Genomic DNA, 13,126 nt, shown 5'->3' with positions numbered 1-13,126 from the left:
TTTTTTAACAAATAGTTCATATGAAATACTTATGTCGCGATATTTAGTTTAATTTGTGAACTAATTGGCATTGATATATCCATTTCTTCCGTTTAATGTCAATGCAGATGAACGAAAACTGAGAGCGCCTGAACGAATATGTTAACAATTTTGCAGCGTCAGATATTAGGTGCGATTAATGCGTCAGGCGGTTTAAGCCGGACGGAATTGGCTCAGTTGGTCGGGATGAGCAAAGCGGCAATCGGCGGTGTGGTGCGCGAAATGCTTGAGGCCGGATTCCTGCACGAGGCGGAAACGGTGCAGGGGAACGGACAGGGGCGACCGTCGGTGCGGCTGGTGGTACATCCGGACGGTGCATGGTTTGCCGGTGTCTCGCTGCTGCAAAATCCGGCGCAGATGGTGCTTATCAACCTGCACGGCGAAATCCTCTCGCGCGTCTCTTTTGCGGCAGACTCTGATCCACAGCGGCTGGCGGAAAATATCGCCAGAGCATTACCGGCGTTGCTCGAACCGCATCCTGAAGCGGCGAAGAAACTGGTCGGGATGGGCGTGACATTGTCCGGTCTGATTGACGAACACCAGTCCACTTGCGTGCAGTCGGCGCTGCTCGGCTGGCGCGACGTGCCGCTGGCGAAGCTGATTTCGCAGGCCACCGGCATGGATGTGGCGATTGAAAACGATGCCAAAGCGCTGGCGGTGAGCGAGAAGAGTTTCGGACAGGCGCGGGATCTGAGCAGCTTTACGCTGGTCAGCCACGGCGCAGGGATCGGCAGCGCACACTTTATCGCCGGGCAGCTGCATCGTGGTTTGCACGGCGGTGCCGGGGAAATCGCCCATTGTACGCTGGAGCTCAATGGTTCTCCGTGCCGCTGCGGTAAGCGCGGCTGTCTGGATACGCTGGCCTCACTGAATGCCATCGCGGAAATGGCCAAAGCCGAAGGGCTGGAGGCGACCACCATCGGCGCGCTGGAGCAACAGGCGATGCAGGGGCAGACAGCGGCGATCCGCATTTTGCATCGCGCCGGTTCTGCACTGGGGCTGGCAGTTTCACTTCTCATTCAAATTAACGACCCGGATCTGATCCTCATTGCGCATCAGGACGCGGATTTTTCCGGGCTATTCGGCACCGTGGTACATCAGTCTATCGAAGCCAACGTGCTGCCGGGCAATGCCGGTAAAACGCCGGTTCGCACTTTTACACTAAACGACGACACCTGGGCGCGCGCGGCGGCAAGTATTGCTGCACATCGCTTTCTTGTCGGTCTGAAGCCAGTCTGAGGAATCATCAACATGCGTATAGGGGTCAGCGGTATCCATATTGAATGCAGTACCTACAACCCGGTACTGAACGAAGAGAAAGATTTCACCGTGGTGCGCGACGGGCAGCTTCTGGCCTCGCCGCGTTTTCGTTTTTTACAAGATTATCCGGCGACGTTTTTACCCACTATCCACGCCCGTGCGATTGCCGGAGGGCCCGTTGCCCGCACAACGTACGATAAATTTAAAGCGGAAATGATCGCCGGGCTGGAGGCGCAAAAACCGTTCGATGGCCTGTATCTGGCGATGCACGGCGCAATGTACGTCGAAGGACTGGAAGATGCTGAAGGTGACTGGATCGCCGCTGCGCGTAAAGTCGTCGGGCCGGATTGTCCGATCAGCGTCAGTTACGATCTGCACGGCAATGTCTCGCAGCGGATCATTGACGCCATCGATATGTTTTCCACTTACCGCACCGCGCCGCATATAGATGTCGAAGAAACTATGCGCCGTTCAGTGGCGATGCTGGTGAAACATCTGCAAACCGGTGTGAAGCCAATGCTGCTGTGGGTGCCGGTGCCGGTAGTGCTTCCGGGGGAGCGCACCAGCACCGAGGATGAACCTGCAAAAAGTTTGTACGCCCGTCTGCCGGAAATGGACGAGGTGGAAGGCGTGTGGGACAGCTCGCTGATGGTCGGTTACGTGTGGGCGGACGAACCCCGGGCGACGGCTGCGGTGATCATGACCGGCACCGATCGCCCTGCGCTCGAACAGCAGGCGACGCAGCTGGCCCAGGCCTACTGGGACGCGCGTGAGGATTTCGTCTTCGGCTGTGAGACCGATACCGTGGAAGCCTGCGTGCGCAAGGCGATTCACTCTGAAACCCGGCCTGTGGTGCTGGCAGATTCCGGGGATAATCCGACCGGCGGCGGCGTCGGAGACCGCGCGGACGTGCTGGAAGAACTTATCAAACAGTATGCTGAAAATGTGATTGTGGCGGGCATCACCGATGCAGCGGCGACGGACGCGGCCTTTAACGCCGGTGTCGGTTCTCAACTGACGCTGACGCTCGGTGCGTCGTTGGATCACTCCAGCCCGCAGGTGAAAGGCGAGTTTGAGGTCGTCTTCCTGCTCGATGCGCTGACGGCTGCCGATCGTCAGGCGGTGTTACGCACCGGCGGCATTGACGTGGTGGTCTCGCGCGCCGTCGTCCGTATCACAACATCAGCGACTTCACCGTGCTGCAACTCGATCCGCTCACCGCCGATATTGTGGTAGTAAAATCTGGTTATCTCTCGCCTGAGCTGGCCCCGATTGCCAGCCCGAATCTGATGGCGCTGTCGAACGGCGTGGTCGACCAGTTCGTCGAACGTCTGCCGCGCAACCGTAAGGCGCGCAAAACCTTCCCGTTTGACCGTGATTTCAGCTATGTGCCGCAGGTGCAATTGTCGGCAAGGAGCAAATAAGATGAGCGAACCGCAAAACCGTCAGCCGGTGCTGAGCGTAAAACATCTCACCACCTCATTTCGCGGTGAAGACGACTGGCTGCCGGTGGTGCGGGATTTGTCGTTTGATGTCTATCCGGGCGAAACCCTGGCAATCGTCGGGGAATCCGGTTCGGGTAAAAGTGTGACGTCGCTGTCGGTAATGCGTCTGCTGAAAGCGCAAAGCAGCAAAATTGAAGGTGAAATCCGGCTGAACCAGCGCAGTTTACTCGGGCTCTCCGATAAGCAAATGCGCGATATTCGCGGCAATGAAATGGCAATGATTTTTCAGGAGCCGATGACGTCGCTGAACCCGACGTTCAGCATCGGCAGACAAATCGCCGAAAGCCTTAAGCGCCACCGGGGGATGTCGTCCGCCGAAGCGCGGGCAGAAACGCTGAAGCTGCTGGAGAAAGTACGCATTCCCAACGCCAGCGCGCGCTTTGATGAATATCCGCACCAGTTTTCCGGCGGTATGCGTCAGCGGGTGATGATTGCCATGGCGCTGGCGCTGAAACCGAAACTGCTGATCGCTGACGAACCGACAACGGCCCTGGATGTGACCATTCAGGGCCAGATTCTGGATTTGATCAAGACGTTACAGGAAGAAGAGGGGATGGCGGTGCTGTTCATCACCCATGATATGGGGGTGGTGGCAGAAATTGCTGACCGCACGCTGGTGATGTATCGCGGTGAAGCAGTGGAAAGCGGCGCGACGGAAGATATTTTTCATCGCCCGCAGCATCCTTACACGCGCGCACTGCTGGCGGCGGTGCCGAAATTAGGGTCGATGCAGGGGCGCGAATGGCCGTTGCGTTTCCCGCAGATCAATCTGCAAACCGGTGAAGCCAGTACGCCAGCGGAAGTCGCGGGGACGGTGGATAATGGCCTGACGCCGTTGCTTTCAGTGAAGAATCTCAGCGCCCGTTTTCCGGTCTACGGCGGTGTGTTCAGCCGCCAGGTAGGGGCGGTGCATGCAGTGGAAAATATCAGCTTTGATTTATTCCAGGGTGAAACGCTCTCGCTGGTCGGCGAATCCGGCTGTGGTAAATCCACCACAGGCCGCGCGGTGACGCGATTACTGAAACCGCACAGTGGCGCAATCGACTTTGACGGATTTGACGTCATGAATTTGGGCAAGCGCGACATTTTGCAAATGCGTCAGCGCATCCAGATGATATTTCAGGATCCGTTTGCCAGCCTGAATCCGCGTATGCGCATCGGCGACGCGCTGATCGAACCGATGCTGCAACACAAACTGCATAACCGCAGAGATGCTAAAGAGAAAGCCGCGTCGCTGTTGCAAAAAGTTGGGTTGTCGCCGGACATGTTACGCCGTTTCCCGCATGAGTTTTCCGGCGGTCAGCGTCAGCGAATCTGCATCGCCCGCGCACTGACGCTCGACCCGAAAGTCATCGTTGCCGATGAGTCGGTGTCCGCGCTGGATGTGTCGGTGAAAGCGCAGGTGGTGAATCTGCTGCTCGATTTGCAGGAAAGCATGAATTTGTCGTATCTGTTTATTTCGCACGATATGGCAGTGGTCGAGCGGGTGAGTCACCGCGTGGCAGTGATGTATCTGGGGGAAATTGTGGAGATCGGCCCGCGCGCGGCGATATTCGATAATCCGCAGCATGCGTACACTCGAAAACTGATGGCCTCAGTGCCGGTGCCTGATCCGTCACGCAGAATGCTCAAGCGTCAGATGCAGGTCGATGAGCTGAAAAGTCCGGTGCGTGAGAACGGCTTTGTACCGCCAGTCAGGCAGTATCAGGAAGTATCATCAGGACATTTTGTACAGGTTTGATAGCTAACTTGAAGGGGGGGATTTCTGTAGCAGCGACTCAGCGGAAGAGTCAGGAAGATGGTGGTGGGGGAAGGATTCGAACCTTCGAAGTCGATGACGGCAGATTTACAGTCTGCTCCCTTTGGCCGCTCGGGAACCCCACCACAACTTTTGTGGCATTTACTACATACTTCTTGGCCTTAAATCATCATGCGCTACATGGATGATTTCACGTTACAGCGGTTAACGCTGCGAACGGGGCGCATAATACCAAATGAAACGAATGTGTAAAGCGCTGAAAGCGGTAATAAAGTTCGTTTGCGGTTTTTTTGTTCTTAACGATGCTTCTCTGCGCGAAAAGCATCGTCAGAAGAGCCTTTTACAGGATAACCGTGCGGTTTCCGTAAACGAATACGCGCTGTGCCAGAACACGATACAGCGCACGGCTGAGCACGTTTTTCTCGACGTCACGACCGGCACGCATCATATCTTCAGCGGTATAGGTGTGATCGACGTTAATCACGTCCTGCATGATGATCGGGCCTTCGTCTAAACTGTCATTGACGTAGTGCGCCGTGGCACCAATCAGCTTCACGCCACGTTCGTACGCCTGATGATACGGGCGTGCGCCGATAAAGGCCGGAAGAAACGAGTGGTGAATGTTGATGACCTGGTGCGGATAATGCTGCACGAAGCCCGGCGTCAGAACGCGCATGTATTTGGCCAGAACGACGTAATCCGGCTGATACTGGTCAATCTGGGCAATCATCGCGCTGTCATGCTGTTCGCGGGTCAGGCCTTCGTGGCTGACCAGATGGAACGGGATGTCGAAGCGTTCCACCAGCGTCTGCAGCGTGTCGTGGTTACCGATGACGGCGGCGATTTCCACATCTAAACCGCCGTAAACGGCTTTCATCAGCAGGTCGCCAAGGCAATGTGCTTCTTTGGTCACCAGAATGACGATGCGACGACGGCCTGTGCTGTGCAATTCGCGTACGGAACCGGCAGGCAGCGCGCTGTCCAGATCGGCGAGCAGCGTGGTGTCGTTGAAGATCCCTTCGAGTTCGGTACGCATAAAGAAGCGTCCGGTGCGGTGATCCACGAATTCATTGTTCTGCACGATATTCAGTTCGTGCTTGTAGCAAATATTCGTAATTTTGGCGATCAGACCTTTTGCATCAGGGCAAATGGTGCGTAATACCTTGGTTTGTACATTCTGTTGCGACATGAGGGTGTGGATCCTGTCCAAGACTGGTAATAACAAATTAACAATGCGATTGAATTATTTACCGCAGCACTTCTTATATTTTTTACCCGATCCGCACGGGCAGGCATCATTGCGGCCTGTCTGCGGTTTAATTCCGTCTATATAGTACCAGCGTTCTTTCAAACGAAGAAATCGCGAACGCTCGTGGATCAGATGAATTTGCTCCTGACCGGCTTCGGTAAAACGCGCGGCGAATTCCACGAATCCTTCATCCTGGTCGCGACCGCCCTGCTGGGAGATCACCTGCAATCCCTGCCAGTGCGTGGTCGCAAAACCTTCCTGTAAACTTTCGCGCCAGTCCTCGGGTTGACAGTCAGGGTGCCAGGTGCTGATCAGATAACTCGCATTTTTCAATGTATAGGCGGTATAGCGGGACCGCATCAGCGCAGACGGTGTCGGTGCCGGTTTATCTCCGGCGATGTATGGTTGGCAGCACTCGTCGAACAAAATGTTGCTGCCGCAAGGGCAAAGTAGGGACACGTAAACTCCTGAATCAGCCTGTCTTGCATATGTTGCACGCAGGTTGCGCTATTGAATGCATCAAAGTGTTATGTTACCTAACATCCTCGTCGTGTGGCAACGCGCTTCCCGGTTCACTCTTATCTACAGATAGCATTAAGGTTTTACATGAGCAGAAAAGTCACCATCGGTCTGGCCCTTGGCTCGGGAGCAGCAAAAGGCTGGGCGCATATCGGCGTGATTAATGCCCTGAAAGATATGGATATCGAGGTGGATGTGGTCGCCGGATGTTCAGTTGGTGCGCTGGTCGGCGCGGCGTATGTGAGCAATCGGTTGCCGGCGATGGAGAGCTGGGTGCGTTCGTTCAGTTATTGGGACGTGCTGCGCCTGATGGATTTCTCGTGGAAACGCGGGGGATTGCTGCGCGGGGAGCGGGTGTTCAACGCCGTCGGACAGATTATCCGCATCAACGAGATTGAGGAGTGCTCGAAAAAATTCGGCGCCGTGGCAACGAACCTGAGTACCGGCCGCGAGCTGTGGCTGACCAAAGGGGATTTGCATGAAGCCATTCGCGCCTCCTGCAGCATGCCCGGCCTGCTGGCACCGGTCTGGCATAACGGGTACTGGCTGGTGGATGGTGCGGTGGTGAACCCCGTCCCGGTCTCTCTGACCCGTGCCTTAGGGGCTGATATTGTGATAGCGGTCGATCTTCAGCATGACGCGCACCTGATGCAGCAAGATTTACTGACCGTACAACCGACGGGCGAAGCACTCATTACTGAGAAAGACCTGAGCTGGCGTGACAGAATCCGCCAGCGCTTAACCCGCCCGAACGCCCGCAAGCCGAATGTGAGCCCTTCGGCGATGGAAATCATGTCGACTTCCATCCAGGTTTTGGAGAACCGGCTTAAGCGTAATCGTATGGCGGGCGATCCCCCGGACGTGGTTATCCAGCCTTATTGCCCGCAAATCTCGACGCTGGATTTTCATCGCGCAGCGGAGGCGATTGAAGCGGGGCGTCTGGCCGTCGAAAAGCAAAGAGAACAATTGTTACCCCTGATAAAAAACAAGCAGTTCTGAGTGGCTTAATGTGTGTATTGGCGGAATCTGAAAATTCTGACAAGCAAAAACAGGCTTTATGAGCCACTATTAGAATAAGAAAATCTGGGGGCCGTAATGGATAAACCACTTACAAGTAAGCACATACTTATCGTTGAAGACGAAGCCGTTTTCCGATCTGTGCTCGCTGGCTATGTGAGTTCTCTCGGCGCCACCTTCACAGAAGCAGAAAACGGTCTGCAGGCCTTATCTCTGATCGAAGACTTTCCTCCTGATTTGATCCTCTGCGATTTAGCGATGCCCGAAATGGGCGGTATCGAGTTTGTCGAAAACTTGCGGCTGCAGGGGAACAAAATTCCCGTTCTGGTGATTTCTGCCACAGATAAGATGACCGATGTCGCGACGATGCTGCGCCTTGGTGTCGAGGATGTGCTGCTTAAACCGATAAACGATCTCCAGCGGTTACGCGACGCGCTGCTGACCTGCCTCTATCCGAAGCTGTTTTCTTCTCAGGCGATGGAGGAAAGTTCGCTGGTGCAGGACTGGGAGGCGTTGTGCCGTAATCCGAATGAAGCGCAACGGCTGCTCAAGGAATTACAACCACCGGTACAGCAAACGCTGGCTAATTGCCGCATTAACTACCGGCAGCTGACGACGACGGATCATCCGGGACTGGTGCTGGATATTGCGGCGCTGTCATCGAAAGATTTGGGTTTCTATTGTCTGGATGTGACCCGCGCTAATGAAAATGGCGTACTGGCTGCGTTGTTGCTGCGCGCCATTTTTAACAGCCTGCTGCACGAGCATTTGAGCGACCAGCATCAGCGGTTACCGCAGATGTCGACGCTGCTTAAGCAGGTGAATCATTTATTCAAACAAGCAAACCTGAAAGGCCAGTTTCCGCTTTTACTCGGTTATTATCATGCCGAGCAAAAAAATCTCATCCTGGTCTCGGCAGGTCTGCACGCCAATCTCAATACCGGCACCAATACCATTCAGCTGAGTAACGGCGTGCCGCTGGGCACGACAGGCGCAACCTATTCCAATCAGATAAGCCAGCGCTGCGAGGCGTGGCAATGTCAGGTGTGGGGATCGGGTGGGCGTCTGAGATTAATGTTGTCTACTGAGTGAGCACATTTCTTATCGCGTAGAATAATGCCTTAATAATATTGAGCATTTCTTCCGCACGACTTTTCGTCTTCATGATTCATCACATTATTCTAAGACCTATCTTATGCAAAATATGCCATTGCAGAGGCACTTACGTTTGAAACTGGTATAATGCGCCCAGAATTTTAGGTCTCAATTTCACGTAGTCTAAAAATGATGTTTAAAAATATATAATAGGAATTCGCTGATGAAAGTAACAGTTTTTGGTATCGGTTACGTCGGACTTGTTCAGGCGGCGGTTCTTGCTGAAGTCGGGCATGAAGTACTGTGCATCGATGTGGATGCAAAAAAAGTAGAAAATCTGAAAAATGGACAGATACCCATTTTTGAACCGGGTTTAACCCCGTTAGTTAAACAGAACTATGAAGCAGGGCGTCTGTTGTTCAGCACCGATGCGGCTGAAGGCGTGGCGCATGCAACTGTCCAGTTTATTGCAGTGGGGACACCGCCGGATGAAGATGGCTCCGCAGATCTGAAATATGTGACTGCCGTAGCCCGTACCATCGCCGAACACATGACTGAACCTAAAGTCGTGATTGATAAGTCTACCGTTCCCGTCGGCACGGCGGATAAAGTCCGTGCAGTGATGACCGAAGTGCTGAAAAAGCGCGGTGTGGATATCGATTTCAATGTGGTTTCAAACCCTGAATTCCTTAAAGAAGGGGCTGCTGTCGCCGACTGTATGCGTCCTGAACGCATCGTCATTGGTACCGACAATCCTGACGCTATCGACCCAATCCGTGAACTGTACGAACCCTTCAACCGTAATCACGACCGCATGATCCTGATGGATATCCGCAGCGCAGAGCTGACCAAATACGCGGCGAACTGCATGCTGGCCACCAAAATCAGCTTTATGAATGAGATGTCTAATCTGGCTGAAATGCTGGGTGCAGATATCGAGAAAGTTCGTCAGGGTATCGGCTCAGACTCCCGTATCGGTTATCACTTTATCTATCCAGGCTGCGGCTACGGCGGTTCGTGCTTCCCGAAAGACGTACAGGCGCTGATCCGTACAGCAGAACATATTGGTTATCAGCCGAAATTATTACAGGCCGTTGAACAGGTGAATTATCAGCAAAAATATAAATTGCCGACATTTATTCAGCGTCATTTCGGTGAAGACCTCAAAGGCAAAACCTTTGCGCTGTGGGGCCTTTCATTCAAACCTAATACCGATGACATGCGTGAAGCCTCCAGCCGTGTATTAATGGAGCAACTCTGGGCCGCAGGTGCGAAAATCAAAGCCTACGATCCTGAAGCGATGAATGAAACTCAGCGGATCTACGGTCATCGCGAAGATCTTGAACTGATGGGTACCAAAGAATCCGCATTACAGAACGCCGATGCGCTGATTATTTGTACCGAATGGCAGAATTTCCGTGCGCCAGATTTCGATGTCATCAAAAATGCATTAAAAGAGCCGGTCATCTTTGATGGTCGTAATTTATTCGATCCTGAACGTTTGGAAAAACGCGGGTTTACTTACTACGGCATTGGCCGTGGTGCATCAGTCAATCCGGTTCTGTAAGGAGTATTCATGAAATATCTGGTTACCGGCGCTGCGGGTTTTATTGGTTTTTACGTATCCCAACGTTTGCTGGCGGCAGGTCATACCGTTGTCGGGATTGATAATCTGAATGATTATTACGACGTCAATCTGAAACTCGCGCGTCTGGCGCAGCTCGAAAATAAAGACGGCTTTTCGTTCATTAAGCTGGATTTAGCCGATCGCGAGGGTATGGCCGCATTGTTTGCGGAGCAGCGTTTTGACCGTGTTATTCATTTGGCTGCGCAAGCCGGTGTCCGGTATTCCATCGAAAATCCTTTGGCATATGCAGATTCTAATCTCATAGGATTCGTTAATGTTCTGGAAGGGTGTCGTTATAATAAAGTTGGCCACTTGCTTTATGCTTCTTCCAGTTCGGTTTATGGCCTGAACAAGAAACAACCTTTCTCGACGGATGATTCTGTTGATCATCCTGTTTCACTGTATGCCGCGACCAAAAAAGCCAATGAATTAATGGCTCACACTTATTCACATCTTTATAGCCTCCCTACCACCGGATTGCGTTTCTTTACCGTCTACGGTCCGTGGGGGCGTCCTGATATGGCATTGTTTAAATTTACAAAAGCCATCATCGCGGGCCAGAGTATTGATGTTTATAACCGTGGGGAAATGCGTCGCGACTTTACCTATATTGATGATATTGCGGAAGCCATTGTACGTTTACAGGATGTTATTCCGCAGGCGCAGCCGGACTGGACGGTGGAGAATGGTTCACCTGCCAGCAGCTCTGCACCTTACAGTGTTTATAATATTGGTAATAACAGCCCGGTGAAACTGACGGCCTACATCAGTGCGCTTGAGAAGGCGCTGGGGACTGAAGCCAGCAAGAACCTGCTGCCTATGCAGCCTGGTGACGTGCATGAAACCAGTGCTGATACACAGCCGCTTTATGAGGCCATCAACTTTAAGCCTGAAACGACAGTGGAGCAGGGCGTACAAAACTTCGTGGACTGGTATCGCGATTTCTACCATGTATAAACTGGCGTGGTGAACAAAGGCTGCTCAGGCAGCCTTTTTTGTTTCTGATTATTCAGTTAAATCTTATAGTCGTTTATCCATAAATGAAATTTTCATTTATCGACGCAGACGGTTAAGTTCAATTGAAATACCAAAACAAAAAACCCATCGCGATGGATGGGTTTTATCATGACTCATACTTGTGTCAATAAGGGCAATTACAGCAGGAAATCGTCCAGTGATTTGCCTTGCTCTTCGATTGCTTTTTTGATCACAGCCGGAGTACGACCCTGGCCGGTCCAGGTTTTGTTTTCGCCGTTTTCGTCGATGTATTTGTATTTAGCAGGGCGTGCAGCACGTTTAGCTTTACCAGCAGATTTGGTGGCAGCCATCGTTTGCAGCAATTCGTTAGGATCAATACCGTCAGCAATCAGCATTTCACGGTATTGTTGCAGTTTACGGGTGCGTTCTTCAATTTCAGCAGCCGCCTGAGAATCTTCTTCGCGACGTTCGTTAACAACAACTTCTAATTTTTCCAGCATCTCTTCCAGAGTTTCCAGAGTGCATTCTCTTGCTTGCGCACGCAGAGTACGGATGTTGTTCAGAATCTTTAATGCTTCGCTCATTATACTAGTCTCAATTATATGGTGGGGGGCGTTTGTGTAATAATAGATTGCTCTTCCCTGTTCTGCAATAGACAATTTGTATTACTGACTCTAATTTACGCATTTAAAGCAAATATTGATGACGCTGTTAAAATATAGTTGAGTCTGGCACCGCTATTTACCGGGCGGTTATAACCCTATTTCCAATACATTCCGCAGGTGTATTCTCATGTTGAACTCTGTGCAGTATAACCGTATGCGCGTCCGGACAATTAAACCTTTAACCTTAGGATCAATTGTAAGGATATGGCCAGGCAGGGCATTAACGCCACAATAAGCCGCATCATTGCTGCCTTTTTAGGACTCCGCTGATCGGTTCTTTAATGTATAGACAAACCAATATCATCCCTAAAATTACATATAACTGCCCGCCACGTAAGGTAATAAGCCGTAACCATAACTCTTACTCTCACGCAGGATTATAATTTCTGATTGTAAGTTTCTGTGATTTTCAAAATGTCCGGAATGGTTATTCCGGGATCATATGGATATCCGTAACGCGTTGTTATCAGTGAGAGGGTTTGTGGTACAATCTCAGCCGAAAAATTCCGCCTTCCAATACGTTACGGGGTCGCCGCTTCATGGCTCAGCTTTATTTTTATTATTCGGCTATGAATGCCGGTAAGTCTACGTCTCTGTTGCAGTCTTCATATAATTATCAAGAACGTGGCATGCGCACGCTGGTGTTAACCGCTGAGTTGGATCACCGGTTTGGTGTCGGGAAAGTCAGCTCACGTATCGGGCTGTCGTCGCCTGCAGAGCTTTATAATAATGAGACTGACCTGTTTACTCTTATTGCTCAGGAGAGCGGCCCACAGCGCCTTAACTGCGTTCTGATTGATGAGTGTCAGTTCCTGACGAAGGCGCAGGTGTCGCAGCTCACAGACGTCGTAGATGACCTTGATGTGCCTGTCCTGTGTTATGGATTGCGTACGGACTTCCGTGGCGAGCTTTTTGAGGGCAGTGAATACCTTCTGGCGTGGGCGGATAAATTGGTGGAGTTGAAAACCATCTGTCACTGCGGTCGTAAAGCCAATCGTAACCTCAGGTTGGATGAGAAAGGGCACGCGCTGCACGATGGCGCACAGGTCGTAATAGGCGGAGACGAGAGCTATGTGTCGGTCTGTCGTAAGCATTACAAAGAAGCGATGGCTGCTATCGATGATAACGATGCAATAAAAGCTCAGTAAGCTACGTCAAGGTTAGGAAACGCGCCATCCGCGCATGCGACACCCTCAGATTTTAGCGTAAGAGCCCTCCACGCTTAGTGAGACGCAAATAAAAAAACCCGCCAATTGGCGGGTTTTTTGCTTACAGGAAACTCAGCACGTTATTTTTTGCTGGTTTTTTTATCAGCTTTTGGTACTGGTGCAGCAACTGCAACTTCATCAGCAACGTCTTCGTTATATTCGCGGCCGTAGAAGGTATCCATCAGAATTTGTTTCAGCTCAGCAA

Annotated in this window: 10 protein-coding genes, 1 tRNA gene and 1 pseudogene; 8 read left to right on the top strand and 4 right to left on the bottom strand. The window is 51.9% G+C overall.

The window, feature by feature from the left end; all coding sequences use genetic code 11:
* The first annotated feature begins 138 nt into the window (after positions 1 to 138).
* The 3 genes and pseudogenes from TU92_RS02280 (at position 139) to TU92_RS02270 (ending at position 4,545) form a co-directional block, all read left to right on the top strand.
* Complete coding sequence (locus TU92_RS02280; protein WP_112164353.1) at positions 139 to 1,278, top strand: ROK family transcriptional regulator; 1,140 nt, start codon at positions 139 to 141, stop codon at positions 1,276 to 1,278.
* Positions 1,279 to 1,290: 12 nt separating this feature from the next.
* Positions 1,291 to 2,723, top strand: a pseudogene (locus TU92_RS02275) (M81 family metallopeptidase).
* A gap of 1 nt (position 2,724) precedes the next feature.
* Positions 2,725 to 4,545 carry an ABC transporter ATP-binding protein gene (locus TU92_RS02270; protein ID WP_112164352.1) on the top strand — a complete coding sequence of 607 codons (1,821 nt, stop codon included), beginning with the start codon at positions 2,725 to 2,727 and terminating at the stop codon, positions 4,543 to 4,545.
* Positions 4,546 to 4,603: 58 nt separating this feature from the next.
* On the opposite strand, the gene TU92_RS02265 is transcribed toward TU92_RS02270, so the two are convergent.
* From TU92_RS02265 to TU92_RS02255, 3 genes are all read right to left on the bottom strand, one after another.
* Positions 4,604 to 4,688: transfer RNA gene (locus tag TU92_RS02265), tRNA-Tyr, on the bottom strand.
* Between the two features lie 215 nt (positions 4,689 to 4,903).
* Positions 4,904 to 5,752: a formyltetrahydrofolate deformylase gene (purU, locus tag TU92_RS02260; protein WP_112164351.1), complete on the bottom strand. Its 849-nt coding sequence runs from the start codon at positions 5,750 to 5,752 to the stop codon at positions 4,904 to 4,906.
* Between the two features lie 54 nt (positions 5,753 to 5,806).
* Positions 5,807 to 6,271: a YchJ family protein gene (locus TU92_RS02255; protein ID WP_112164350.1), complete on the bottom strand. Its 465-nt coding sequence runs from the start codon at positions 6,269 to 6,271 to the stop codon at positions 5,807 to 5,809.
* 147 nt (positions 6,272 to 6,418) lie between these two features.
* On the opposite strand from TU92_RS02255, the gene rssA reads away from it, so the two are divergent.
* The 4 genes from rssA to TU92_RS02235 all read left to right on the top strand — a co-directional run bounded on the left by rssA (position 6,419) and on the right by TU92_RS02235 (position 11,027).
* A complete protein-coding gene (gene rssA, locus TU92_RS02250) occupies positions 6,419 to 7,330 on the top strand; it encodes a patatin-like phospholipase RssA (RefSeq protein ID WP_112164349.1) in 912 nt (303 codons plus the stop codon).
* Between the two features lie 96 nt (positions 7,331 to 7,426).
* Entirely contained in the window at positions 7,427 to 8,440 is a 1,014-nt protein-coding gene (gene rssB, locus TU92_RS02245; protein WP_112164348.1) for a two-component system response regulator RssB, read from the top strand.
* A 226-nt stretch (positions 8,441 to 8,666) separates the two neighbouring features.
* Complete coding sequence (locus TU92_RS02240) at positions 8,667 to 10,010, top strand: UDP-glucose dehydrogenase family protein (protein WP_112164347.1); 1,344 nt, start codon at positions 8,667 to 8,669, stop codon at positions 10,008 to 10,010.
* A gap of 9 nt (positions 10,011 to 10,019) precedes the next feature.
* Entirely contained in the window at positions 10,020 to 11,027 is a 1,008-nt protein-coding gene (locus TU92_RS02235; protein ID WP_112164346.1) for an NAD-dependent epimerase, read from the top strand.
* 197 nt (positions 11,028 to 11,224) lie between these two features.
* Here the strand turns inward: TU92_RS02235 and hns are convergent, their stop codons facing one another.
* Positions 11,225 to 11,632: a histone-like nucleoid-structuring protein H-NS gene (gene hns / locus TU92_RS02230; protein WP_056780802.1), complete on the bottom strand. Its 408-nt coding sequence runs from the start codon at positions 11,630 to 11,632 to the stop codon at positions 11,225 to 11,227.
* Positions 11,633 to 12,252: 620 nt separating this feature from the next.
* Here hns and TU92_RS02225 point away from each other — a divergent pair.
* The gene (locus TU92_RS02225; protein ID WP_112164345.1) at positions 12,253 to 12,861 is read left to right on the top strand and encodes a thymidine kinase; all 609 of its coding nucleotides are present in this window, start codon (positions 12,253 to 12,255) and stop codon (positions 12,859 to 12,861) included.
* Positions 12,862 to 13,126 lie beyond the last annotated feature (265 nt).

Source organism: Rahnella inusitata (assembly GCF_003263515.1).
In the GTDB taxonomy this organism is placed as follows: domain Bacteria; phylum Pseudomonadota; class Gammaproteobacteria; order Enterobacterales; family Enterobacteriaceae; genus Rahnella; species Rahnella inusitata.
Note: the sequence above shows the minus strand (reverse complement) of the source record. Positions and strands in the feature narration are given on the sequence as shown.